The following is a 22,323-nucleotide window of genomic DNA, read 5'->3' on the forward strand; positions in this document are numbered from 1 at the left end:
CGCCGGGGATCAGCGCCGGTCGCGCTGGGCCTGGCGCTCCGCCGCGCGCTGGTCCCGCGCCGCGAGCTCGGCGAGGCGCGCGTTGTACTCCTCCAGCTCGGCGTCCCCCGTGCGGTCGGCGTGCCGGTCGCGACGCTTCTGCAGCTTGGTGTCGCTGCGGCTCCACTGGATCGCGACCGTGATGGCGAGGATCAGCGTCGGGATCTCTCCGATCGACCAGGCGATGCCGCCGCCCACGTACTGATCGGTCATGGGATCGGCGCCCCAGTCGCGGCCCATCGCGCCGAACCAGTCGGCGACCATCAGCCCCTCCTGCATCATGATCGCCATGCCGAAGAACGCGTGCATGGCCATCACGGCGATGAGGGTGATGAGCCGGCCGGGGTACGGCAGCCGGTACGGCACGGGGTCGGCACCGATCAGGCTCATCACGAACAGGTAGCCCGAGATCAGGAAGTGGATGACCATCCACTCGTGCCCGAGGTGCTCGTACATCGACCAGCGCACCAGGTCGGTGAAGTAGAACGCCCACAGCGACACGATGAAGATCGCGGCCGCGACGAACGGGTGGGTCACCACGCGCGCGAACGGCGAGTGCACGGCCCACATGATCCACTCGCGGCCGCCGCGGGTGCCGTCGTCGCGCTTGTGGATCGCGCGCAACGCCAGGGTGATGGGTGCACCCGAGACGAGCAGCAGCGGGATCGCCATCGAGAGCATCATGTGCCCGAGCATGTGCACGCTGAACAGGTACTCCTGATACGCGTTGATGGGCCCGCCCGTCACCCACACCAGCATCAGCATGCCGAGCACCCAGAAGACGGTGCGGTGGATCGGCCAGCGGTCGCCGCGCAGCCGCAGCCGCCGCACGCCCGCGAGGTAGAGGAAGAGCCCGAACCCGGCAGCCACCAGCCACAGCACGTCGATGTCCCACGCCGTGAACCACCGCGCGAGCGTGAGCTCGGGGGGAAGCAGGGAGCCGGTGAGGATCTGCGCCGGGGTCTGCGCGAACGCGGCGGTCTCGCCCGTGGGGGGAGGGGTGCGCGCGAGGGCCGCCGCGGCGCCCGAGGCGAGCCCCATCAGCGCGACCTCGCCCAGCACCAGCAGCCAGAACCAGCGGTTGGCGCGGTCACCGTCGAGCTTCGGGATGAGTCGGGCGCGGTACCAGGCGCCGAGCAGGCCCATGCCGACCAGCAGCACGGCCTTCGCGATCACGATCGTGCCGTATGGCGTCGACCACACCGCCTCCCAGGACCCCACCGCGACGATCGACCGGGTGAAGCCGGAGAGCGCCACGACCGCGAAGGCCGCGATGGCGAGCGAGGAGTAGCGCGACACCAGGCGGGCGCGGTCGATGCCCGGCTCTCCGCGCAGCAGCACCAGCAGCAGCAGGCCGCCCAGCCACACCGCGGCCCCGATGGTGTGCAGCAGGATCGAGTTGACCGCCATGTTGTGGCCGTCGAGGTCGCCCGCATGGCCCTGGGTCGCCAGCGGCAGGAACGACACCGCGGCGAGCAGGGCCGTGATCAGGGTGGGCGTCCAGGACCGCCAGGCGAACGCGAGCACCGTGATCACGGCGCCGAGGATCGTGGTGATGAGCCACGACTGTCCGAGCGGCAGCTCCAGCAGGAACCGTCCGAGCTGTGCACCGAACTCCCGCTCGATGCTGAGCTTCGGGTTGAACGCCGCCATGAAGGCGAGGAAGCCGGCGAGACCGGCCGAGACCGTGAACACCGCGGCACCGATCGACGCGATGTTCAGGGCCCTGTCGAACGACCGCTCGCCCGCGCGGAGTGCGAACAGAGCGAGCACGAGCGACCCGAGCATGAGCGCGCCCGAGAGGTTCATCACGAGCTTGGCGATCGGTGTGCCCCACAGCACCACGGGCCCCGGGTCCTGCAGCAGGGGCGGCTTGGCACCGCCGCCGATGAGCAGCGCCCACACGAGGGCGACGAGACCCGCCGCCAGCAGGATGACGACGCCGGCGACGCGATACGCCGACGTCGTGCTCGGCGTCTCGGTGCGGGAACTCACCCCTCCAGCCTAGGCGCGCTGGACGGGGGGAAAGCACGAAGGCCGCTCCCGGATCGGGAGCGGCCTTCGAACGGGTGCGGTCTTACTTGACGGCAGCCTTGAGCTTGGAGCCGGCGGTCACCTTGACGCGCTTGCCAGCGGGGATCTTGATCTCGGCGCCGGTCTGCGGGTTGCGGCCCGTGCGAGCAGCGGTGTCGACCTGCTCGAAGGAGATCCAGCCCGGGATCGAGACCTTGCTGCCCTTGGCGACAGCGTCGGAGACCGTGGCGAACAGCGAGTCGAGGACACCGGAGACGGTGGCCTGGCTCTGGCCGGTGGCGGAAGCGATGCTCGCGACGAGCTCGGTCTTGGTGATGGACTTGTCAGCCATGTCATCCTCCAGCGACGAAGGACCGTCGCATCGTTGTGGGTGCGAGAGGCGGGTGCCTCCCGTTGGTCGAGTGACCGCCTTGAATGTACCAACCACCACCCGGATTTCCGCGTCATTTCGCGGGTTTTGACCAATTACCCGGCGTGTCGCGCCACTTTGGTCACACGTGTCACAGAATTCGGGAGGCTCATGCCCTCGCGCGGGACGGCGCCGACGATCACGGGATCGGCGTCCGCGAGCGCCACCCACCCCTGCCGGTCTGCCCGATCTCGCGGCACTCTCGCGATCGCCGGAGCGCGTCGGCGCTCACCCGGGCCGCGAGACGACGGAGACGCGGGGGCACGCGAAAGGGGCGAGGATCCGAAGATCCTCGCCCCTGTCGACGGCGGTGACTTACCAGCTCGACTTGGTCACGCCGGGCAGCTCGCCACGGTGTGCCATGTCACGGAAGCGGACACGCGAGATGCCGAACTTCGTGAGGACACCGCGGGGGCGGCCGTCGATGACGTCGCGCGAACGCACGCGAGCCGGCGACGCGTTGCGCGGCAGCTTCTGCAGGCCGACGCGAGCGGCCTCGCGGGCCTCGTCGGTGGCGTTCGGGTCGACCAGGGTCTTCTTCAGCTCGGCACGACGCTCGGCGTAGCGCTCGACGATGACCTTGCGCTGCTCGTTGCGCGCGATCTTGCTCTTCTTAGCCATGGATCAACGCTCCTCTCGGAATTCGACGTGCTGACGGATGACCGGGTCGTACTTCTTCAGCACGAGGCGGTCGGGGGTGTTGCGGCGGTTCTTCTTGGTCACGTACGTGTAACCCGTACCCGCCGTGGAACGCAGCTTGATGATCGGACGGACGTCCTGAGCCTTCTTGGCCATTAGAGCTTCACACCCTTCGCCTGGAGGTCCTTGACGACGTTCTCGATGCCGCGCGCGTCGATCACCTTGATGCCCTTGGCGGACACGTTGAGCGTGATCTTACGACCGAGCGAGGGCACGAAATAGGTCTTCTTCTGCACGTTCGGGTCGAAGCGGCGCTTCGTCCGGCGGTGCGAGTGCGAGACGTTGTGACCGAAGCCGGGAACAGCTCCGGTCACCTGGCACACTGCTGCCATGATGATGACTCCTTCATTACCGTGAGGCCGGACGGCCCCACCCAAGATCCCTTGTCTGCACGCAACCTCGACCCGCCGATCTCTCGGCCGCGGAAGGGGAAGCATGCGAACTACGCACAGGAGCGTGCGCAGACAAAGAGTCAGTCTAGCACGGGCAGGGTCGCCCCCAGTGCCGCGGCCTCGGCGGCACCGCGCCCCCACCGAAACGCCGACACGGTCGGGTCGCCCGGGATCCAGAACCGCCACGGGAAGGCGTCCGTCCCCGCGACCCCCGCGACCCCGACCCTCGGCCCCTGCGACACATCCGCGACCGGCGCGCCGAGCCACAGCTCCGCGCGGGCGCCGTTGTGCTCCGCGCCCGTGACCGCGTCGATCCCGTCGTGCAGCGCGTGGCGCAGGCCGACCGCCTGGCCCAGTCGCCCCGGCCCCCTGGCGAGGTCGCGTCGGGCCGTTCGCCCCAGCGGGAGCGGGGCACCGCGGCGGACGGCCGCAGCGTCCTCACCGGCCACCACCTCTCCGGCGCGCAGCAGCACCCCGTCACCCTGCCCCTCCGGACCGCACGCCACGTTCACGCACGAGTGGATCCCGTGGCTCAGGTAGACATACAGGTGGCCCGGCTCGCCCCACATCGTGGCGTTGCGGGCGGTGCGACCCATGCGCGCGTGCGAGCCGGGGTCGACGCGGTCGCCCGTTCCCTGGCCGTGATACGCCTCGACCTCGGTGACGCGCACGCGGACCTCCACCGGCACACCGCCCTCGATCACCACGGTGCGCAGTTCCGCGCCGAGCAGGGTGGGCGCCACCTCGACGGCGGAGCGCATCACGTCGTCGCGGGTCACGCGTCGCAGCGGAACGGCCGACACGTCAGAACCGCGGCGCCGTCTGGCACCAGGAGGCGTCGAAGCCGGTGAGGGCCACGAGCTCCTTCCCGGAGTCCAGGTCGATCAGGTGGGTCTCCAGCCGCCCCGGAAGCGGCAGCAGCATGCCGTCGTAGGGGTTGTTCGCCATATCGGGGGCGACCACGACGGCCGCGTACTGCCCGCTCGGCGACGCGCACGCCTGGAGGATGGCGTCGCTCGACCCCACCTCGACCAGGGGTTCTGCGACCCCGTCGTCGTCCACGCGGACCACCGCCTGCCCGATCGGCAGACCCGAATCGTCGCGCGACACCACGTGCCGCAGCGTGCCACCGGGGAACGGCGTGATCGTCGTGGCCGTGCCGTAGTCGGGCGTCGAGGCCGCGAGCGGCTGCTCCGAGCCGTCGGTGAGGTTCAGCTCGACCACGGTGCCGTCGAGACGCTCCACGATCGCGGTGTAGGTGCCGCGCGAGATGCCCTGAATGGTGGTGGCGAGCCCGAGCGACTGCACTCCCGCGTCGCTGGAACGGTCGACGAGGGCGAGCGCGCCGTCGAAGTCGATGAAGAGCACGGCGGCGCTGTCCGGCACGAACTGCCACACGAAGACGCTCGCCTCCTCGCCCGCGACCTCGATGATCTGCGGCTCGTCGTCGCCGCTCAGCGACTGGGTCACGAGCACGCTCGCGCGGCCCTCGCTGTCGCCGAGCTCGCGGTCGGAGTAGCTGTAGCCGACGAGGTTGCCGCGCTCGGAGACCTGGATCTCTCGGACATAGCCGTCGCCGGGCAGCGTCAGCTCGCGCTGGTCCTCACCGTCGCGGTCCATCACCAGCAGGTGCGAGCCGTCGTCTTCCTCGACCGAGGCCACGAGGCGCGTGGAGGTGGCGCGGAAGTCGTTGATCCGCGGATGCGAGAACACCGGCACCGCCTTCTCGCCGCTGAGGTCGGTGCGGAAGATCGTGTCGTCGCCGTCGACGTCGCGCCGCAGCAGGAACATCGTCGAAGCGGGCGTGGTGAAGCTCGTCGTGAGCTCGGCGGACGGACCACCGCTCGCACCGACGGCATCGGACACCGTCACGGTGTACGTCGTGTCGTCGTCGAGCGGCACCGTGAAGCGCACCCCGATCCCGCGGCCGGCCGCGTCGACCGTGAACGGCACAGCCGGCTCGACCGACACCTGGTCCGCCTCGACCGCGGCGAGGGGCTGGTTCGCGGTGAGGATCAGGCGACTGCCGGACGATTCGATCGCCTGGGCCGCGTCGACCTGCACCTCCGAGATGCGCGGACCCTGCAGCAGGCTCACGACGCCGAAGCCGGTGCCGACCAGCACCAGCACACCCAGCACGGCACCGATCGTCAGCAGGAACCGACGTGACATCCGCGGCCCGGCCGCCGCACCGGCGCGGTCGCTCGCCGCGGGCGGGCCATCGGCGGGACGCCAGCCCGGCGCGGCACCCTCTGACGACTCGGCCGCGGGCGGCGTCGGGGTCGCGGGCGGCGCGGCGGCGGCGGACACGGGTTCGGGGGCGAGCGGCACCGCGGGCACAGACGATCCGGCGGACGGGATCGCGGAGGCGGACGCGGAGGATCCCGTCGACGGGACCGCGGCGGGCGCATCCGGCTCGACGGAAGGAGCGGCGGGCGCCTCAGGCACGGCGGGGGAAGTCGCGGGCACCACCGAAGACGGCTCCGTCGACGCGGGCGACGCGGGCGCATCCGGCTCGGCGGAAGGGGCCTCGGGGGCGGGGGCGGGGCCCTCCCCCTCGACCAGGGAGACCGACTCGGCGGCCGCACGCTCCGCCGCCTCCCGCGCGGCGCGCAGTTCGGCGCGCGTGCGCGGGACGGCGGGCGTCTCGCGGCGCTCGTCGTCAGTACTCATAGGGGTCCTTCGGCTCGTCGATCGCGACGACGTCCGTCGGCTCGATGCGCAGCGTGCCGTCGGCGTCGGCGCGCACCGTGCCCGTCACCTCGACCCACTGCCCCGTCTCATACTCACCGGGGTCGACGTCGGTCGGCAGGGCCGCGGTCTGCGCGTCGATCACGCAGTGCGTGATGACGAGCCGGGTGAGATTCACGCCGTCGCCCTTCCCCGCCGGGGTGACGAAGCCGGTGAGCGTGACCGGGGCCCCGTCGTACGCCGCGGTGTTCGTGGCCCCCGCGAAGACACTGGCCCAGTCGCCGATGCCGAACGTCGAGGTGTCCGCGACGCCGAGGGCCACGGTGTCCGCCCCGGCGAACAGCGTGGCCTGCTCCCCCGCACGCGACATCGCGAGCTCGACCGACAGCGAGGCGGGCGGCAGCACGAGCGCTGCGGCCACGACCCCGGTGGCGACCACACCGCCCGCGACCGCGCCGACTCCGGCCAGGGTCCGCCGGGGAGTCACGGTCGTGCGCGACGCCTCGTCGTCCGCGTGCTCGGGCTCCGCGGTGGCGTCGCCGTGGTCGTGGCCGTGGTCGTCCTCGGTCCCGAGCGGCAGGGTGCACGACCACACCGCCCCGGCGAGCGTGACCACGGCGGCCGCACTCGCGAACCAGACCGACTCGGGGCTGATGTAGAGCGTCAGGCGCCCGGTGACCGCGAGCCCGAGCGTCACGACCGCGACCGCGGAGGCCAGTCCGACGCCCAGCCATCGGGTCGCGAGGGCTCGAGCGCGCGGTGTCTGCTGCTCAGACAAAGACGTTCACCCCGATCCCGATCGCGAAGGCCGCGGCCAGCACGACCGCGGTGATCCCGACGAGCGTGCGCGCGGTGAAGGTCGTGCGCATGAGCGCCAGCATCTTGATGTCGACGAGCGGCCCGACCAGCAGGAACGCCACGATCGCCCCGCTGGAGAAGGTGGACGCGAACGACAGCGCGAAGAACGCGTCGACGTTGGAGCAGATGGCGACCACGATCGCGAGCAGCATCATCGCCACGATCGACAGCACCGGGTTCGACCCGATCGCCAGCAGCACGTCGCGCGGGATCAGCACCTGCACGGCTCCCGCGAGCGCTGAGCCGATCACGAGCGCCGGCATCACCGCCCGCAGCTCGACAAGGAACTGCGTGAGGCTGCGGCGGATCGGGGTGCCCGGCTCGTGCGTCACGCGCTCGCACGTGTCGACGAAGCGCTGGGTGAGCAGCGAGTCCGGCGACGGGTGCAGGCTGTAGATCCAGCCGATCAGGTTCGCGATCAGGTAGCCGCCGACCAGGCGCGCGACGAGGATGCCGCCGTCCCAACCGAAGGCCGCGTGCGTGGTGAGGATGACGATCGGGTTGACGATGGGCGCGGCGATCAGGAAGGTGAGGGCCTCCGCCGGGGCGAGGCCGCGCATCATCAGACCGCGCGCGAAGGGGACGTTGCCGCACTCGCACACCGGGATGAGCATCCCGAGGAGGGACAGCACCGCGCGCCGGGCCCACGCGCGGCGTGGCAGCCAGCGGTGGATGACGTCGGCGGGCAGCCACACCTGCACGACGATCGACAGCAGCACGCCGAGGATCACGAACGGCAGTGCTTCGATCAGCACGCTGAGCGCCAGGGTGAGGCCGTCCTGCGCCCTGGTCGGCAGCGATGCCGGGTACAGCGACGGGAGCAGCAGGTCGATCAGGAACAGCGCCGCCACGATCGCGGCGCCGAGACCGAGGCCGATCCAGGGCGACCGCGGCGGTGTCGCGTGTCGGTGCGTGTGGCCCGGACGGGAGGCCGTTCGTGCCGGGGAACTCACGCTGTCGCTGTCCTGCCGGCCTCGCGCTTGTTGGCGCACGGGGTGCACAGCCCGAAGATGTCGACGACGTGCGCGGCGTCGGTGAACCCGTGCAGAGCGGCGGTGCGGTGCGCCCACTGCTCGACGTCCTTCGCCTCGATCTCGACCGTGAGCCCGCACGACCGGCAGATCAGGTGGTGGTGGTGCCCCTGCGTGGAGCAGGCACGGTACAGCGCCTCGCCCTCGGGGCTCTGCAGCGAGTCGGCGTCACCGGAGGCGGCGAGCCCTGCCAGTGCGCGGTAGACCGTGGCGAGGCCGATGCCGGTGTTGTCGTCGCGGAGGGAGGCGTGCAGGCTCTGTGCGCTGACGAAACCGCGGGCGTCGGCGAGTGCTTCGCGCACGCGTTCGCGCTGCCAGGTGTTCCGCTGAGCCATGCCTTCGATTCTAGGCCGGAGGGGGTTGGCGAGGGCTGGGAGCGGACGGGGGCGGGACCGGAGTCACTCTCCGGATCGGATCGCGACACGTGCCGCGCGCGCATATTGGGATGATTGCCTACGCATGACAGCGGATAGCCGTCATACGCGTACGCTAGAAGAGTAGTCCAAGACGGAGGAGCCGACGATGGAGAAGAGGAGCGCTCACTCGACACCCTCCGCCTCGCGCCCCTCGGGACGCATGATCGCTGGGTGGGCGTTCGTCGCCATCGGCACCTGGATGGCGTTCAGTGGGGCGGTCACCACCGCCGACGACGGACTGCGCATGATAATGCTGATCGCGGGATCTTTCCTCGCCGGTGGCCTCGTGTTCGACGTCACACGGTGGCTCGTGCGCCGCAACCGGCCCCCGTCCGACGAGTGACTCCAGCCCGGGCCGTCGTCCGTCAGGGCGACGGCCCGGCACCATTCGCCGACGGCTCAGGCGGAGACGCGACGGACGCGCGACCGGGTCTTCTGCACGATCCAGCACACGACGTAGATCGTGAACGACAGCGTCGTGATGTACGGGCTCACCGGGAGGGTGCCGGCGAGGGCGAGCAGGATGCCGCCGACCGCCGAGACGAAGCCGAACAGCGCGGCCAGCAGCGGCACCGCGACCGGACCCGCTGTGACCCGCATGGCCGCGGCGGCCGGTGTCACCAGAAGCGCCATCACCAGCAGAGCTCCGATGATGTGCACGCTCACCGCGACGATCAGGCCCAGCAGCACCATGAACAGCAGGCTCACCGCGCGGGTCGGCACACCGCGGGCCGCCGCCGACTCCGGGTCGAGCGAATCGAACCGCAGCGGGTTCCACATCACCAGCAGCCCGAGCAGCACGACGAGGCTGATGCCGATGAGCCACCCCAGGTCAGGGCTCGACACCGACACGATCTGACCGGTGAGGAGGCTGAAGCGGTTGGCGCTGCGTCCGTCGTACAGCGACAGGAAGAGGATGCCGAGGCCGAGGCCGAACGGCATGAGCACACCGACGATCGAGTTGCGGTCACGCGCCTTCGCACCGAGCACGCCGATGAGGATCGCCGCGACCAGTGCCCCGCCGAGTGAGCCGAACACCACGCTGCCGCCGAAGAGCAACGCGGCCGCGGCACCGGCGAAGGAGAGCTCGCTGACCCCGTGGACCGCGAAGGCGAGGTCGCGCTGCATCACGAACACGCCGATCAGGCCACCGACGATACCGAGCACCGCACCGGCAATGATCGAGTTCGCGAGCAGGGCGACGAGCTCGCCGTAGTCCTGGAAGGAGAAGATCTCGTCCCACCCGACGGCAGGGACGAGGAGGGCGGCGGCGGTCATGCGGTCCCTCCGTGGTCGTGGTCGTCGTGCAGGTGGTGGGGCTCGGCGTCGGGGACACCCACGACCACGAGCCGGTCGCCCGCTCGGAGCACGAACACGGGTGTGCCGTACAGGTCGCTGAGCACGCGCGTCTGCAGCACCTCGTCCGGGGTGCCGAGCAGGAAGCGCCCGCCGGCGATGTAGAGGATGCGGTCGACCCGGCCGAGGATCGGGTTGATGTCGTGCGTCACGAACAGCACCGCCGCACCGCGCTCGCGCCGCTGGCGGTCGATGATGTCGGTGACGCCCACCTGGTTCGCGAGGTCGAGGTTCGACAGCGGCTCGTCGCACAGCAGCAGGGCCGGTTCGTCGGCGAGCGCCTGTCCCACGCGGAGCCGCTGCTGCTCTCCGCCCGACAGCAACCCCACCCGACGGTCGGCGTAGTGCACGGCGCCGACCGCGTCGAGCAGTGCATCGACCTTCGCGCGGTCGCCGCGGTGCGGGAACGGGAGGCCGAACCGGCTGCCCTGCACGCCGAGCGCCACGAGATCCCTGGCACGCATGCTGGTGTCGGGAGCGATCGCGCGCTGCTGCGGGATGTAGCCGATGCGGGCGTTGCCGCGGTGCACGGGCTCACCTGCCACGCGGATCGTGCCGCGGGAGAGGGGCTGGAGGCCGAGGATGCTGCGCAGGAGTGTCGTCTTGCCCGACCCGGAGGGTCCGAGCACGGCGATGAACTCCCCCGGCTGCACCGTGAGATCGAGGCCCGACCAGAGCTCGCGGTCTCCGCGGTGCAGTGCCCCGTCGGCGATCTCGAGCACGGGCGCCGCGCGGTCGACCGCGCCGCTCACGACTGGACGGCGGCGGCGAGGCTCTGGATCGCGTCACGCATCCACTCAGAGTACGACGATCCGTCCTCCAGCAGCTCCGTGAAGGCGACCACCGGCACTCCGGCGTCGTCCGCGGCCTTCTCGACCCGCTCGGTCTCGGCACCGCCCGTCTGGGCGTTGGTCAGCAGGGCGGTCACCTGTCCGGACGCGATCACATCGAGCGACTCGAGCAGTACCGCCGGCGCGACGTCGCTGCCCTCCTCGACCGACTCGGCGAAGCCCTCGGGCGTCACGTCGGTGAGACCGGCGGCCGCGGCGAGGTAGCCGGGCAGCGGCTCGGTCAGGAACACCGTCTTGCCCTCGGCGGAGGCCTTGAGCGTCTCGAGGTCGGACTCGAAGCCCTCGAGCTCGGCGACCAGCTCGTCGGCGTTGGTCGCGAACGTGTCCGCGCCGTCGGGGTCGAGCGCCGTCAGCTCGTCGGCGATGGCCTCGACCACGTGGATCATCGTGTGCGGGTCGAACCACACGTGCTCGTTGAAGCCCTCGATGTGGTTGTGGCCCTCGTGGTCGTGACCGTCCTCGCCCTCGGCATGCTCGTGGTCGTGCGACTCGTCGGCGGCGGCGTCGTCGGCGTGGTCGTGGGCGTCCTCCTCATGGCCCTCGTTGCCGGGGAAGTCGTGGGAGTACTCGACGGCGGTGACGACGTGCGGGTCCTGGGCGTCCTGCAGCAGGCTGTCGATGAAGGCGTCGTAGCCGCCGCCGTTCTCGACGACGAGGTCGGCTTTCTGGAGCGTGAGCCGGTCGCGGGCGCTGGCCTCGTAGGAGTGCGGGTCCTGGGAGGCGGAGGTGATGATCGACTCGACGTCGACGCGGTCGCCGCCGATCTGCGCGGCGATGTCGCCGTAGACGTTGGTGCTCGCCACGACGGTGATCGTTCCGTCGTCGCCCTGCCCCGACGCGGCGGGGCTGGAGCATCCGGCCAGCGAGAGGGCGGCGACGGAGGCGAGGGCGAGAGTGAGCGCGGGCTTCTTCATGATGCCAGCGTAAACGCTAATGAGAACCATTATCAAATCGAACACTCCGCGGACGGGAAAGGCGGAGAGCGTGCGACCACGCCCTCCGCCTTTCGTCAGCCCCGACTCACCCCACGAGCCCCTGCGGCGCGATCCATGCGGTCGCCTCCGCGGGCAGCGCGGAGCCGTCCAGCGCCACGGTCGACAGCACCGCGTCCTCCGCGGCCGCTCCGAGCTCGAAAGGCTCCGTGCCGAAGTTCGTCACGACCTCCCAGCCGTTCGGACGACGGAACCGCAGCACGTCCGCACGACCCGTCTCCCTCCACTCCAGGCTCTCGCCGGTCTGCAGCAACCGCCGCAGCCGCAGAGCCTCGCGGTAGAGGTTGAGCGTGGAACCGGGGTCGGCATCCTCCACCTCGACCGCAGCCGCGGCGAACCACGCCGGCTGAGGCAGATGCGCGCCGCCCTCGCCGAACCCGTACGAGCTGCCCGACGCCGTCCACGGCAGGGGCACACGGCACCCGTCGCGACCGAGACCATCGAAGTCGGCCCCGCGGAAGAACCCGGGGTCCTGCCGCTGCTCCGGCGCGATGTCGGCCACCTCGTGCAGCCCGAGCTCCTCGCCCTGATACAGGTACGCGCTGCCGGGGAGGCCGAGCAACAGCAGGGTCGCGGCGTGCGCCCGACGCAGTCCGCCCTCCCGGTCGAGTCCGTCCTCCGGGCCGCCGGCACGCACCCACTCCGTGCCCTGCTTCACCGCGCGACCGCGCAGCGGCGGAAGGCCGTACCGCGTGGCGTGGCGGGTCACGTCATGGTTGGACAGCACCCAGGTGGTCGACGACCCTGCCGCGTGCGCCTGGGCGAGGTTGTCGGCGATGATGCGCTGGAAGTCGCCCGCATCGAAGTCGGCCACGAGCAGGTCGAAGTTGAACGCCTGGCCCAGCCCCTCCGCGGAGGCGTACTTCGCCCGGCGCTCCGGCGTCTCCACCCACGCTTCGGCGACGGCGGTGCGCGGCGGGTCGTACTCGTTGAACACCCGACGCCACTCGGCGTAGATCTCGTGCACGTCGTCGCGGTCGATCATCGGGTGGGTGCCCGAGGTGCGGTCCATCGCGTCGAGCTGGGCGCGCGACGGCAGCGGCTCGGTGAGGTCCTTCGTGAGCATGTGGGCGACGTCGATGCGGAACCCGTCGACGCCGCGGTCCGACCAGAAGCGCAGTGTCGTCAGGAAGTCCGCGCGCACCTCGGGGTGGTCCCAGTTGAGGTCGGGCTGCTCGACCGCGAAGTTGTGCAGGTACCACTGACCGTCGGCTACGCGCTCCCAGGCGCTGCCACCGAAGATCGAGATCCAGTCGGTGGGCGGCTCCGCACCGTCGGGCCCCGTGCCCTCCCGGAAGATGTAGCGCTCCCGCGCGGCCGACCCACGCCCCGCGGCGAGCGCCTCCTGGAACCACGCATGCTGGTCGGAGGTGTGGTTGGGGACGATGTCGACCACGACGCGGATGCCGCGCGCGTGCAGCGCCTCCACCATCGCGTCGAAGTCGGCCAGCGTGCCCAGGCGCGGGTCGACGTTGCGGTAGTCGGCCACGTCGTAGCCGCCGTCGGCGAGTTCGGACGGGTAGAAGGGACTCAGCCACACCGCGTCGATGCCGAGCTCGGCGAGGTAGTCGGCACGGGAGACGATGCCGGGGAGGTCGCCCAGTCCATCGCCGTCGGCGTCGGCGAAGCTGCGGGGGTAGATCTGGTAGACGGCGGCCTGGCGCCACCAGGTCGCGGTCTTGTCGTCTTCGCGGGTCTCGGTGAGCAGCGAATCGGTCATGAGGGGTGGAACTCCTTGCTTTCTTGCGGTGGTCGGCGTCAGCCCTTGACGGCACCCTGCGTGACGCCCTCCATCACCCAGCGCTGAGTGAAGAGGTAGGCGACGATCGCGGGGGCCATCGCCATGAGGTACGAGGCGAAGGCGACGTTGTAGTTGTTGCTGAACTGGTTCTGGAAGAGGTTCTGCCGCACCGGCAGCGTCTGCAGTGCCGGGTCGGAGATGATGAGCGACGGCATCATGAAGTCGTTCCAGGCGTAGAGGAACGCGAAGATGCCGACGGTCGCGCTCATGGGCGCGAGCAGCGGGAAGATCAGCCGCCAGAAGGTCTGCCACGTGGTCGCCCCGTCGATGCGGGCGCTCTCCTCCAGCTCGATCGGGATCGACCGCAGGAACGCCGTGAACAGCAGCACGCTGAAGCTCAGCTGGAACATCGTGGCGAGGATGATCACGCCGAACGGGTTGTCGAGTCCGACGCGTCCGGTGAGCTGGATCTGCGGCAGCGCCACGACAGGGAAGGGGATGAACATCGCCGCGAGCAGGTAGAAGAAGGAGTACCGGAACAGCCGGCGGTCCCAGTTGCGCACGATCGCGTACGAGGCGAAGGCCGCGAGCACGATCGTGGCGACGACCGTTCCCGCCGTGACGAGCAGGGAGATGCCGGCACCGACGGGGAACTTCGTGAGGTTCCAGGCCTGCACGAATCCGTCGAAGCTGAACGGCGCGGGGAACGAGAACGCGTTGCCGTCGACGGCCTGACCGGTGGTCTTGAACGCCATCGAGATCGTGACGTACAGCGGGATGAGGACCGTCGCGGTGCAGAGGATCAGGATGATGGTGCCCGACCAGTTGACGCGCTCCATCTTCTCGCGCTTCTTCCGGCCGCCGGCCGGGGCCGTGGTGAGGGTCTGCGTGGTCATCAGAACGTGTTCCTTCCGCGGGTCAGCGAGAGCTGGAAGACCGAGATGAGCACGGCCACGATGAAGAAGATCGTGGCGTTGGCCATCTGGTAGGCGTAGTCGCCGCCGTTGAAGCCCGCGATGATCGTCATGGCCACGCTGCGGGTGGCGGTGCCCGGACCGCCGTTCGTGAGGCCGACGATGATGTCGTAGGCGTTGAGGAAGCCCTTGAACCCGAGGATCACGTTGATCACGACGTACCCGGCGACGAGCGGGATGGTGATGCGGGTGAGCTGCTGCGTGCGGCTGGCCCCGTCGATGCTGGCCGCCTCGTACACCTCGCCCGGCACCGACAGCAGACCGGCGATGTAGATGAGCAGCGTGCCGGGCACGGCCTGCCACGCGGTGACGATGACGATCGCGACCCACGCGAGGTCGGGGTTGGCGAGCAGGCTGGTCTGCAGCCACTCGATCCCCGTCGCGGCCCCCGCCGCGGGCAGCGAGTTGGAGAACAGGAAGTTGAAGACGTAGGCGATGATGATGCCCGAGATCACCATCGGGATCACGAAGATCGTCCGCAGTCCGGTCTTGAAGCGGATGCGGGAGGTGAGCCCGACCGCGAGGAGGAACGCGATCACGTTCACCACGATCACGGTCGCGATGGAGAAGCCGAACGTGAACAGGTAGCTCTGCAGGATCGCGGGATCGCTGAACAGGGCGATGTAGTTGGTGAGGCCGTTGAAGCTCCATTCACCGATGCCGATCGAGTCGGTGAAGCTGAAGAAGATGCCGATCACGCCGGGGACGGTGATCGCGAGCGTGAAGATCACCAGGGTCGGCAGCAGGAAGAGGTAGTAGATCGGCTCGACGCGGCGGGTGTGCCGGCGGAGCTTCCGCTCGCCGCCCGTCACGATCGCGGTGGTGCTGGCACCGGTGTCGGTGGCGGTGGTGGTGGTCATGGCGCGGACTCCTCTGTCTCGGCCGATGCGGAATCCTGCGAGGTCGGGATGGGAGCGCGGAAGGCGATACGGGCCCAGTCGGCGTCCATCGTGCGGAGGATCGACGACGGCGCGGCGCCGAGCACCATGGCCTGCGCATAGTTGAAGATCGGCAGGGTCTTCGGAACGAGCACGGACGGGCCCTGGTAGATCTTGCCGTCGTCGTAGTACGGGATCATGCCCTCGATGCGCGGGTCGTCCGGCGCTGCCGCGTCGGTCGTCGGGGTGAATCCGAGCTGCGAGGCGTTGTACTCCTCGATGTTCTCGGGGAGGTAGAGGTACTCGAGGAAGTCGCGGGCGGCCTCCTGGTGCCGGGACTCCACGGGGATCATCGCCGCGAGGTCCATGTTCACCCGCACCGCGAGGTCGTCGGGATCGTCGGTCATGGGCAGCGGGAAGGTGCCCAGGGGCAGATCGGGAGCGGTCTTCGCGATCTCGCTGAACGCCCACGGCCCCTGCAGGTACATCGCCGCCTCGCCCTTCGCGAAGGCGAGGTTGCCGTCGCCGTAGCCGCGACTCGGGGCGTCTTCATTGGTGTAGTCGTTCGCGAGCTGCATCATCTTGTCCATCGGCTCGGCGAAGTCCTTCTGGAACGAGACCTCGGAGTCGGGACCCACGTCGGTACCCTCGGCGGCGAGGGCGTCGAAGAACTCGAGCACGTCGAGGGAACCGCCGACCGCGTAGTCGTACCAGCCCTGCGCCACGGTCCAGTCGTCCTTGAAGGTGCCGTAGAAGGGGTCGATGCCCGCCTCGCGCAGCTGGTCGCACACGGCGATCAGCTCGTCCCAGGTCTGCGGCACCTCGAGCCCCTGCTCGTCGAAGATCTGCGTGTTGTAGATGACGGAGGCGGCCATGACCGAGTACGGCAGGGCACTCGTTCGGCCCTCGCACGAGCCGTACTGGTCCATCAGCGGCTGCAGGTCGTCGCGGATGCCCGCCGCGGCCTCGGTGTCGGAGAGGTCGGTGAGCGCGCAGCGCTGCACGAACCGGGCGACCTCGTAGTTGTAGTTCGCGAGCATGATGTCCGGCGGGTTGCCACGGACGAAGCTGGCAGAGACGACGTCGACGCCCGAGGTGTCGATCTCGACGCGGACGTCGTTCTGGGAGGCGTTGTAGTCCGCGACCAGGTCGGTCATGAACGGGATGGCCTCGCGCTTGCTGAAGGTGAACCGGATGGTCTCCGGCCCGTCCCCTGCCGCGCAGCTCGTGAGCGCGACGCCGGCGAGAACCAGGCCGAGCGCTCCGGCGATCCCGCGCAGCGGGCGTGTTCGTCGTGCAGACACCGTTGTCCTTCCGTCGGTAGATCTGGGGACTAAATCTAGTGAGCGAATCTAGTCCGTCAGGAGGTACTGTCTCATCTGGGCGACAGAAAGGTCAAGGGGAGTGGCGGAGGTCTCGGCGGGATTGGGCACCGGGCGCGCGAGCGTCGGCGCCGTCCTCGACTTCGCCTGGACCGCCAGCGAGTTCACCGCCACCGAGGCCATGGCCGGCACCTCCCTCACCCGCTCGACCGCGATCGACGCGATCGACACCCTCGTGGGCGCCGAGGTGCTGCGCGAGCTGCCCAACGCCAGGGCCACGGGCGACTACCGCGCCGGACGCCCCGCCCGACGGTTCGCCCTCTCCCCCGACCTCGGCGTGGTGATCGGCGTCGACGCGGGCGACACCCACCTCGCGGTCACGGTCGCCGACCCGCTCGACCGCACGCTCGTGCATCACCGCACCGAGCTCGACCCGACCCAGAGCGCCGAGGCCCGCCGGGCCACGATCGTCGAGCGGATGCAGGCCGCCCGCAGCGAGGCCGGGGTCGACGCGGACCACGTGCTCGCGGTGTGCGTCGGCGTCGCCGCCCCGGTCGACCGCGACGGCATCTCCCCGCCGCACCCCCAGGGTTTCTGGGAGCGCACCAACCCCGGCCTCGCCGCGGCCCTGCGCGACTGGGCACCCGTGGTCGAGGTGAAGAACGACGCCCAGCTCGCCGCGATCGCCGAGGGCACGCTCGGCGCCGCGCAGGACTGCCGCGACTACGTGGCCCTTCTCGCCAGCGAACGCTTCGGCGGCGGAGTCGTCGTCGACGGGCACGTGCTGCACGGGGCCCACGGCGGCGTGGGCGAGGGCGTGGTGTTCGACCACATCGTCGGCGTCGGCTCGGCGTTCGGGCTCCGCTATGCCCTGCAGGACCAGGCACGCGCCGCCGTCGAGTCGGGAGAGGCCGCGACCGACGGCTCCCTCGGACGGCTCGTGGCGGACGGCCCCGTGGAGCCGCGGCTCGTGCTCACCCTCGCCGCCTCCGGCGACCCCGACGCGCTGCGGGTCGCCGAGCGGGTGGGCGCCACGGTCGCCCGTGTGGTCGGCGTGCTCGGCAGCATGTACGACCCCGCCCGCGTGATCGTGTGCGGCGCGGTGGCCGAGAGCGTGGAGCCGGTGCTCGCCGCCGCCCGCCGCATCCTCCCCGCGGAACTGCACCTGCCGGCGCCCGAGATCCTCGCGTCGTCGCTCGGTGCAGAGGTCGTGTCGGTGGGCGCCGTCGCGACCGCCCGCCGCGCCGCCCGGGAGCACGCGGTCCCGCTGCTCGCGGCCCGGCGCCTGCGCACGACCGCCTAGAGCGCGACCGCCCAGGTCACGGGGTGCGGGGCGACGCCGCCGTCGCCTCCGGCGGCTCGGGAGTGTGCGCCTCGGCGGTCTCGTCCGCGCGCGACTCGACCGCCGACGCTCCGGCGGCCAGGTAGCGGGCGGCAAAGGAGTCGATGCGGCGAGGGGTGGCCGTGAGCGCGACGACCGCCCGGCCGGTGCCCGGCTGCACCGTGAACTGAGCCTGCGAGCCCCAGGTGCCCCCGGTGTGCTCGATCACGGGCGCCGGACCCGAGCCCACCAGGAACCAGCAGAGCCCGAGCTGCAGGTCGTCCTTGAGGCGGTGGTGCGGGGTGACGGCCAGGCGCAGTCCCTCGGCGACCTCCACGGGCGCCGGGCCGAGCAACGCGTCCGCCAGCCGTTGCAGGTCGTCGAGCGTGGAGGCGTACATGCCCGCGGCCGGCATCGCGTCCTTCAGGTAGGGCAGCCCGACGCCCTTGCCGTTCGTGGGCCGCTCCACCACATCCGGACCCGCGGTCGGCCGATCGAGTCCGGTCCTGGTCATGCCGAGCGGATCGAGGAGCCGCTCGCGCATCAGCTCCGCGAACGGCACCCCGGTCACCGCGGCGAGTGCGTCGCCCAGGAGCCCGACGCCCATGCTGGAGTAGCGGAAGCGGCCGTCTCGACGCGCGCGTCCGGCGCTGGCCGACAGCAGCTCGCGGTAGTGGTCGTCGTCCACACCGCGCCACGGGTCCTTGACGCTGAACCCCAGCGCGGTGGCGAGTTCGCGCCGCACGAGCCGCCGCGGCGTGTTCGGCAGTCCGGAGCGATGGGTCGCCAGGTCGAGCAGCGTGGGCGCGGCCCCTCGCCACGGGAGGCGCTCACCGCGCGCGTCGTCGATCGGCCGCTCCGCGTCCACGTCGCCGGCGGCGAGGAGCACGCCGAACAGGGAGCCCGTGAGCGCCTTGCTCACCGAGCCGATCTCGAAGCGCGCGCGTGTCGCCTCCACCGGATAGGCCACCTGCGTCCACTCCCCGGAGCTTCCGCGGAGGGCTGCCGCGACGGAAGCCTCAGCCGAGCCGGCGAGCGTCGCCAGCTCCGTCGCCGGGTCTCCGAACCCCTCGCTGCGCTGCATCGATCATCCCCTGCCGTGTGGTCGTGCGCTGTGCTTCCACCGTAGGGAGGGCCCGCGGGCACGCACATCCACCGGCAGGGGGACCCGCATGAAGGGTCGGCGTCAGTGCTTGATCGGCTCAAGCACTTGTGATGTAGTTGAGTCACTCAAGTAAAGGAGCACCCATGCCCGCATCGCCGACCGTTCCCCCGCGCATGAACGCGATCGTGCTCGACCGGTTCGGAGACGAGGACGAACTCCGGTCGCGCGAGATCGCCGTCCCCGAGATGGGCCCGAGCGACGTGCTCCTCCGTGTGCACGTCGCCGCCGTGGCCTCGTGGGACGCGGTCGAGCGCCGCGGCGATTACGACGGAGTCTTCGGCATCCCGTCGCGCTTTCCCTACGTGCTCGGGTGGGACGCGGCGGGGACCGTGGCGGCGGTCGGCAGCGAGGTCACGCGCTTCGCGGTCGGCGATCGGGTCTATGCGGCATCCACCCCGGTGCCCCGCGGGGGCTTCTACGCAGAGTACGGCGTCGTCGACGAAGAGCACGTCGCGCACGTACCCGCGCGTCTGTCCCTCGAGCAGGCGGGCGTGATGGCGTGGGACGCCCTCACCGCGCAGAGCGGCCTCGATGCACTCGACCTCGACCGCGGACAGACGCTCCTGGTGTTCGGCGCCAGCGGCGGCATGGGGCACATGGCGGTGCAGCTGGCACGCCAGCGTGGCCTGCGGGTGCTCGCGGCGTCGTCCGGCGCGGATGGTGTCGCCCTCTCGCGCGAGCAGGGTGCCGACGCGGTCGTCGACGGTCGCGCGGAGGACGTACTGGTCGCGGCGAAGGAGTTCGCCCCGGACGGCATCGACGGCGCCCTGATCACGGCGGGCGGCCCCATGGCGGAGCGCGCCCTGCAGGCCCTCGCGCCGTCGGGGCGGGTGGCGTGGCCGCACGGAGTCCATCCGCTGCCCGTCACCGCGCCTGCCGTGCCGATCCTCTCGTTCGACGGCGACCGCTCGCGAGCCGCGCTCGACCGCCTCAACGCCGTCATCGAGTCGGGGTCGTTCACGCCCCACGTCGCCCGGCGATTCCCGCTGTCGCAGGTGCGGGATGCCCACCGCGCGCTCCGCGATCACTACGTCGGCAAACTGGCGCTGATCATCCGCGACCACGGGCTCCTCCCGCCGGCGGTCGCGGGTCGGCCGTAAGGTGTGTCCGTGATCACCTGCGTCGTGACGTACACGGTCGACCCCGCCCGCATCGAGGCATTCGAGAGGTTCGCCCGCGCGTGGATGGATCTCGTGACTCGCCACGGCGGCATCCACCACGGGTACTTCCTGCCGTCGGAGGGGAAGAGCGACGAGGCGCTGGCGCTGTTCACGTTCCCCTCGCTCGCAGCCTACGAGGTCTACCGGCAGCGCTTCGGCGTCGATCCGGAGTTCATCGCCGCGGACCGGATCCGCGACGAGAGCGGCTGCGTCCTCCGCTACGAGCGCACCTTCATGCGCCCGCTGCTGCCCGCCGAGGCTCCCGAGCTCCGCGGTTGATTGATCGCCTCAAGCGTTTAGGATCGGGGCATGGCAGTCACCCACCGCGTCGCGACCGGGACCTCGGAGGCCGAAGAGCTTCTCCTCGACCTGGTAAACGCGTACGAGCAGGCCTTCGACCGCGCCGCCGAATCCGTCGGACTCAGCGCTGCCCAGGCGTGCGTCCTCGGGCGGCTCTCCCGGTCCCGGTCGATGGGCGGGCTCGCTGTCGAGCTCGAGTGCGACGCGTCGAACATCACGCAGATCGTCCGTCGCCTCGACGGCGCGGGCCTCACCTACCGAGAGGCCGCCGCCGAGGACAAGCGCGTCCGGATGGTGGCCCGCACCCCGAAGGGCGACGCTCTCGACCGCGACTTCGGGCGTGCCTTCTCGTTCGCACGGGAGGCGCTCGCGCGACTGTCCGACGAGGAGCAGGAGCTCCTCACCGCGCTCCTGCGCAAAGCGCTCCCGCCGGCGGGAGACCCGTCAGTGTTCTCGTGACCGCAAGGACGCGCGTTCTGGTCTACATCGAGCGCACCAGCGACTCACTGAGCGCGGACACCGAATCAGACGTCCTTCCTCGGCTGGGACCTCTGGCTGGCCGGCGGCAGGCGTCTCAGCGGTCGCTGAGGAACGGGGCCGAGCGTGAGTAGCCGCCGTCCACGACGGCATCGCAGAGAAAGCGGGCGAGATTGGCACGCGTGAGCGTCGTCCGCCTCCCCGATACATGCGGGTCAACGTCGAGCTCGCTGAGCGGTCCGTCGATCAACCGGGGCACGCGGGCGAGAGTCCAGTCCAGGCCGCTGTGCGCCCATGCCGAATACTCTTCGATCTTGTCTTTCGCGAGCTCGCCCCCGAGTCGGTTCAACAGCCAGGAGATGACCTTGTCACGCGGACGTTTGCGGTCCGCGGGAAGAGTGAGGCCGGCCACGCTGATACCGACGTAGCGGCTGATATGGGCCTCAGCCATGGCGGACGTCACGATGCCGGCCGTGTCGCGCAGCAGCGTCGCGTCCTTGCCTACCGGACCCAGCGCTGAAGCGATGGCGTTCGCACCGTCGATGGTGCGGGCGACAGCGTCAGGATCGCGGACATCACCCTCGATGAGGGTCACGCGGTCGGCGACCATTGCCGCTTTCTTCGCGTCCCGCACGAGCATGACGACCTGCTGTCCCCTTTCGAGAAGGTCGTCGACGAGGAGGGATCCGGTGCGGCCGGTACCGCCGAGAACAGCGACCTTCATGAGGAAGCTCCTTCATTGTTCAGGAAAGGGGGAGGCGGCGTCGGCGGGTTCACGGCAACAACGCTGGCGAAACGAGAAAGGAGAACGGAGAAGGTGTGGACCTCGTCGGACGTCCACCCTTCGAGCACACGTTGCAGGTACTCGAGGCGAAAGGTCTCGGACTCTCGCCGCAGCCGCCGACCCTTCTCGGTCAACGTGAGTCCGCGCCGACGAGCATCCGCGACGGCGGACACCTTGTCGAGATAGCCCCCGTCGACGGCGCGAGCGCACAACCGGCTCGCTGTCGTCGGTGTGACTCCCAGACGCTCCGCGGCCTCGGTGACCGTCAGGACACCTTCGCCCTCGCCCACGGCATGCACGAGGAGCACCGTCGAGAGGTCGACGGTCGGCGACGCGCCGCGAGCCGGGCGCCCGGAGGTCGTCGGAGCCCAGATCCGGCGCATCGCGAGCAACGCATCATCGATCCTGGCCAGGTCCATGCGTATAGTTGTAT

25 protein-coding genes are annotated in these 22,323 nt (G+C 70.5%); 5 read left to right on the forward strand and 20 right to left on the reverse strand.

From position 1 onward, the window contains the following. Positions 1-9: 9 nt before the first annotated feature. The 10 genes from ACWH95_RS04270 to ACWH95_RS04315 all read right to left on the reverse strand — a co-directional run bounded on the left by ACWH95_RS04270 (position 10) and on the right by ACWH95_RS04315 (position 8,488). Complete coding sequence (locus ACWH95_RS04270) at positions 10-2,034, reverse strand: cytochrome c oxidase assembly protein (protein WP_206252308.1); 2,025 nt, start codon at positions 2,032-2,034, stop codon at positions 10-12. Positions 2,035-2,116: 82 nt separating this feature from the next. Beyond that, complete coding sequence (locus ACWH95_RS04275; RefSeq protein ID WP_017203554.1) at positions 2,117-2,404, reverse strand: HU family DNA-binding protein; 288 nt, start codon at positions 2,402-2,404, stop codon at positions 2,117-2,119. A gap of 393 nt (positions 2,405-2,797) precedes the next feature. Continuing rightward, positions 2,798-3,103 carry a 30S ribosomal protein S14 gene (rpsN, locus tag ACWH95_RS04280; RefSeq protein ID WP_017829734.1) on the reverse strand — a complete coding sequence of 102 codons (306 nt, stop codon included), beginning with the start codon at positions 3,101-3,103 and terminating at the stop codon, positions 2,798-2,800. Positions 3,104-3,106: 3 nt separating this feature from the next. Further along, positions 3,107-3,277: a 50S ribosomal protein L33 gene (gene rpmG, locus ACWH95_RS04285; RefSeq protein ID WP_017203558.1), complete on the reverse strand. Its 171-nt coding sequence runs from the start codon at positions 3,275-3,277 to the stop codon at positions 3,107-3,109. Beyond that, the gene (gene rpmB, locus ACWH95_RS04290) at positions 3,277-3,513 is read right to left on the reverse strand and encodes a 50S ribosomal protein L28 (protein ID WP_025102729.1); all 237 of its coding nucleotides are present in this window, start codon (positions 3,511-3,513) and stop codon (positions 3,277-3,279) included. The genes rpmG and rpmB overlap by 1 nt, the downstream gene beginning before the upstream one ends. A gap of 140 nt (positions 3,514-3,653) precedes the next feature. After that, the gene (locus ACWH95_RS04295) at positions 3,654-4,361 is read right to left on the reverse strand and encodes a DNA-3-methyladenine glycosylase (RefSeq protein WP_454120654.1); all 708 of its coding nucleotides are present in this window, start codon (positions 4,359-4,361) and stop codon (positions 3,654-3,656) included. Between the two features lie 16 nt (positions 4,362-4,377). Then, positions 4,378-6,246 (reverse strand): hypothetical protein, encoded by a 1,869-nt coding sequence (locus ACWH95_RS04300; protein ID WP_454120247.1) that lies wholly within the window; start codon positions 6,244-6,246, stop codon positions 4,378-4,380. Then, positions 6,236-7,042: a TIGR03943 family putative permease subunit gene (locus ACWH95_RS04305; protein WP_454120248.1), complete on the reverse strand. Its 807-nt coding sequence runs from the start codon at positions 7,040-7,042 to the stop codon at positions 6,236-6,238. Before ACWH95_RS04305 ends, ACWH95_RS04300 begins: the two co-directional genes overlap by 11 nt. Next, positions 7,035-8,075, reverse strand: coding sequence for a permease (locus ACWH95_RS04310; protein ID WP_136032084.1), 1,041 nt, complete (start codon positions 8,073-8,075; stop codon positions 7,035-7,037). The genes ACWH95_RS04305 and ACWH95_RS04310 overlap by 8 nt, the downstream gene beginning before the upstream one ends. After that, positions 8,072-8,488 carry a Fur family transcriptional regulator gene (locus tag ACWH95_RS04315; RefSeq protein ID WP_136032082.1) on the reverse strand — a complete coding sequence of 139 codons (417 nt, stop codon included), beginning with the start codon at positions 8,486-8,488 and terminating at the stop codon, positions 8,072-8,074. The genes ACWH95_RS04310 and ACWH95_RS04315 overlap by 4 nt, the downstream gene beginning before the upstream one ends. Before the next feature lie 187 nt (positions 8,489-8,675). Between ACWH95_RS04315 and ACWH95_RS04320 the strand changes: the two genes are divergently transcribed. Next, positions 8,676-8,912 carry a hypothetical protein gene (locus ACWH95_RS04320; protein WP_454120249.1) on the forward strand — a complete coding sequence of 79 codons (237 nt, stop codon included), beginning with the start codon at positions 8,676-8,678 and terminating at the stop codon, positions 8,910-8,912. A 56-nt stretch (positions 8,913-8,968) separates the two neighbouring features. On the opposite strand, the gene ACWH95_RS04325 is transcribed toward ACWH95_RS04320, so the two are convergent. From ACWH95_RS04325 to ACWH95_RS04355, 7 genes are all read right to left on the reverse strand, one after another. Further along, positions 8,969-9,847 carry a metal ABC transporter permease gene (locus ACWH95_RS04325; RefSeq protein WP_454120250.1) on the reverse strand — a complete coding sequence of 293 codons (879 nt, stop codon included), beginning with the start codon at positions 9,845-9,847 and terminating at the stop codon, positions 8,969-8,971. Further along, complete coding sequence (locus tag ACWH95_RS04330; RefSeq protein ID WP_454120251.1) at positions 9,844-10,677, reverse strand: metal ABC transporter ATP-binding protein; 834 nt, start codon at positions 10,675-10,677, stop codon at positions 9,844-9,846. Before ACWH95_RS04330 ends, ACWH95_RS04325 begins: the two co-directional genes overlap by 4 nt. Beyond that, positions 10,674-11,690: a metal ABC transporter substrate-binding protein gene (locus tag ACWH95_RS04335; protein ID WP_454120252.1), complete on the reverse strand. Its 1,017-nt coding sequence runs from the start codon at positions 11,688-11,690 to the stop codon at positions 10,674-10,676. Before ACWH95_RS04335 ends, ACWH95_RS04330 begins: the two co-directional genes overlap by 4 nt. A gap of 106 nt (positions 11,691-11,796) precedes the next feature. Then, positions 11,797-13,488, reverse strand: coding sequence for a glycoside hydrolase family 13 protein (locus tag ACWH95_RS04340; protein WP_454120253.1), 1,692 nt, complete (start codon positions 13,486-13,488; stop codon positions 11,797-11,799). Positions 13,489-13,526: 38 nt separating this feature from the next. Next, positions 13,527-14,405: a carbohydrate ABC transporter permease gene (locus ACWH95_RS04345; RefSeq protein ID WP_136036820.1), complete on the reverse strand. Its 879-nt coding sequence runs from the start codon at positions 14,403-14,405 to the stop codon at positions 13,527-13,529. After that, positions 14,405-15,343 carry a carbohydrate ABC transporter permease gene (locus tag ACWH95_RS04350; RefSeq protein WP_205814395.1) on the reverse strand — a complete coding sequence of 313 codons (939 nt, stop codon included), beginning with the start codon at positions 15,341-15,343 and terminating at the stop codon, positions 14,405-14,407. The genes ACWH95_RS04345 and ACWH95_RS04350 overlap by 1 nt, the downstream gene beginning before the upstream one ends. Further along, positions 15,340-16,665: an ABC transporter substrate-binding protein gene (locus tag ACWH95_RS04355; RefSeq protein WP_454120254.1), complete on the reverse strand. Its 1,326-nt coding sequence runs from the start codon at positions 16,663-16,665 to the stop codon at positions 15,340-15,342. The genes ACWH95_RS04350 and ACWH95_RS04355 overlap by 4 nt, the downstream gene beginning before the upstream one ends. 100 nt (positions 16,666-16,765) lie before the next feature. Here ACWH95_RS04355 and ACWH95_RS04360 point away from each other — a divergent pair, with 100 nt between their 5' ends. After that, positions 16,766-17,986 (forward strand): ROK family protein, encoded by a 1,221-nt coding sequence (locus ACWH95_RS04360; protein ID WP_206252290.1) that lies wholly within the window; start codon positions 16,766-16,768, stop codon positions 17,984-17,986. Positions 17,987-18,002: 16 nt separating this feature from the next. Here the strand turns inward: ACWH95_RS04360 and ACWH95_RS04365 are convergent, their stop codons facing one another. Further along, positions 18,003-19,088 carry a serine hydrolase domain-containing protein gene (locus tag ACWH95_RS04365; protein ID WP_454120255.1) on the reverse strand — a complete coding sequence of 362 codons (1,086 nt, stop codon included), beginning with the start codon at positions 19,086-19,088 and terminating at the stop codon, positions 18,003-18,005. A 164-nt stretch (positions 19,089-19,252) separates the two neighbouring features. On the opposite strand from ACWH95_RS04365, the gene ACWH95_RS04370 reads away from it, so the two are divergent. From ACWH95_RS04370 to ACWH95_RS04380, 3 genes are read left to right on the forward strand one after another with little or no spacing between them, the layout of a single operon-like run. Further along, complete coding sequence (locus ACWH95_RS04370) at positions 19,253-20,269, forward strand: quinone oxidoreductase family protein (RefSeq protein ID WP_454120256.1); 1,017 nt, start codon at positions 19,253-19,255, stop codon at positions 20,267-20,269. A gap of 9 nt (positions 20,270-20,278) precedes the next feature. Next, positions 20,279-20,608, forward strand: coding sequence for an NIPSNAP family protein (locus tag ACWH95_RS04375; RefSeq protein ID WP_447653363.1), 330 nt, complete (start codon positions 20,279-20,281; stop codon positions 20,606-20,608). 30 nt (positions 20,609-20,638) lie between these two features. Beyond that, positions 20,639-21,088 carry a MarR family winged helix-turn-helix transcriptional regulator gene (locus ACWH95_RS04380; RefSeq protein WP_136032060.1) on the forward strand — a complete coding sequence of 150 codons (450 nt, stop codon included), beginning with the start codon at positions 20,639-20,641 and terminating at the stop codon, positions 21,086-21,088. A gap of 115 nt (positions 21,089-21,203) precedes the next feature. On the opposite strand, the gene ACWH95_RS04385 is transcribed toward ACWH95_RS04380, so the two are convergent. Both ACWH95_RS04385 and ACWH95_RS04390 read right to left on the reverse strand, forming a co-directional pair. After that, complete coding sequence (locus ACWH95_RS04385; RefSeq protein WP_136035299.1) at positions 21,204-21,830, reverse strand: NAD(P)-dependent oxidoreductase; 627 nt, start codon at positions 21,828-21,830, stop codon at positions 21,204-21,206. Next, on the reverse strand, positions 21,827-22,309 hold the full coding sequence (locus ACWH95_RS04390) for a MarR family winged helix-turn-helix transcriptional regulator (RefSeq protein ID WP_136035300.1): 483 nt from the start codon (positions 22,307-22,309) through the stop codon (positions 21,827-21,829). Before ACWH95_RS04390 ends, ACWH95_RS04385 begins: the two co-directional genes overlap by 4 nt. Positions 22,310-22,323: the final 14 nt, after the last annotated feature.

It is taken from the genome of Microbacterium sp. NPDC055502 (assembly GCF_053643635.1).

Bases quoted from the DNA above. Each gene is read 5' to 3' on its own strand.
- ACWH95_RS04315 (WP_136032082.1), bottom strand. From the start codon at position 8,488: ATGGCTCAGCGGAACACCTGGCAGCGCGAACGCGTGCGCGAAGCACTC.
- ACWH95_RS04370 (WP_454120256.1), top strand. From the start codon at position 19,253: ATGCCCGCATCGCCGACCGTTCCCCCGCGCATGAACGCGATCGTGCTC.
- rpmG (WP_017203558.1), bottom strand. From the start codon at position 3,277: ATGGCCAAGAAGGCTCAGGACGTCCGTCCGATCATCAAGCTGCGTTCC.
- ACWH95_RS04325 (WP_454120250.1), bottom strand. From the start codon at position 9,847: ATGACCGCCGCCGCCCTCCTCGTCCCTGCCGTCGGGTGGGACGAGATC.
- ACWH95_RS04385 (WP_136035299.1), bottom strand. From the start codon at position 21,830: ATGAAGGTCGCTGTTCTCGGCGGTACCGGCCGCACCGGATCCCTCCTC.
- ACWH95_RS04390 (WP_136035300.1), bottom strand. From the start codon at position 22,309: ATGGACCTGGCCAGGATCGATGATGCGTTGCTCGCGATGCGCCGGATC.
- ACWH95_RS04380 (WP_136032060.1), top strand. From the start codon at position 20,639: ATGGCAGTCACCCACCGCGTCGCGACCGGGACCTCGGAGGCCGAAGAG.
- ACWH95_RS04365 (WP_454120255.1), bottom strand. From the start codon at position 19,088: ATGCAGCGCAGCGAGGGGTTCGGAGACCCGGCGACGGAGCTGGCGACG.
- rpsN (WP_017829734.1), bottom strand. From the start codon at position 3,103: ATGGCTAAGAAGAGCAAGATCGCGCGCAACGAGCAGCGCAAGGTCATC.
- ACWH95_RS04340 (WP_454120253.1), bottom strand. From the start codon at position 13,488: ATGACCGATTCGCTGCTCACCGAGACCCGCGAAGACGACAAGACCGCG.
- ACWH95_RS04335 (WP_454120252.1), bottom strand. From the start codon at position 11,690: ATGAAGAAGCCCGCGCTCACTCTCGCCCTCGCCTCCGTCGCCGCCCTC.
- ACWH95_RS04350 (WP_205814395.1), bottom strand. From the start codon at position 15,343: ATGACCACCACCACCGCCACCGACACCGGTGCCAGCACCACCGCGATC.
- rpmB (WP_025102729.1), bottom strand. From the start codon at position 3,513: ATGGCAGCAGTGTGCCAGGTGACCGGAGCTGTTCCCGGCTTCGGTCAC.
- ACWH95_RS04275 (WP_017203554.1), bottom strand. From the start codon at position 2,404: ATGGCTGACAAGTCCATCACCAAGACCGAGCTCGTCGCGAGCATCGCT.
- ACWH95_RS04320 (WP_454120249.1), top strand. From the start codon at position 8,676: ATGGAGAAGAGGAGCGCTCACTCGACACCCTCCGCCTCGCGCCCCTCG.
- ACWH95_RS04300 (WP_454120247.1), bottom strand. From the start codon at position 6,246: ATGAGTACTGACGACGAGCGCCGCGAGACGCCCGCCGTCCCGCGCACG.
- ACWH95_RS04345 (WP_136036820.1), bottom strand. From the start codon at position 14,405: ATGACCACGCAGACCCTCACCACGGCCCCGGCCGGCGGCCGGAAGAAG.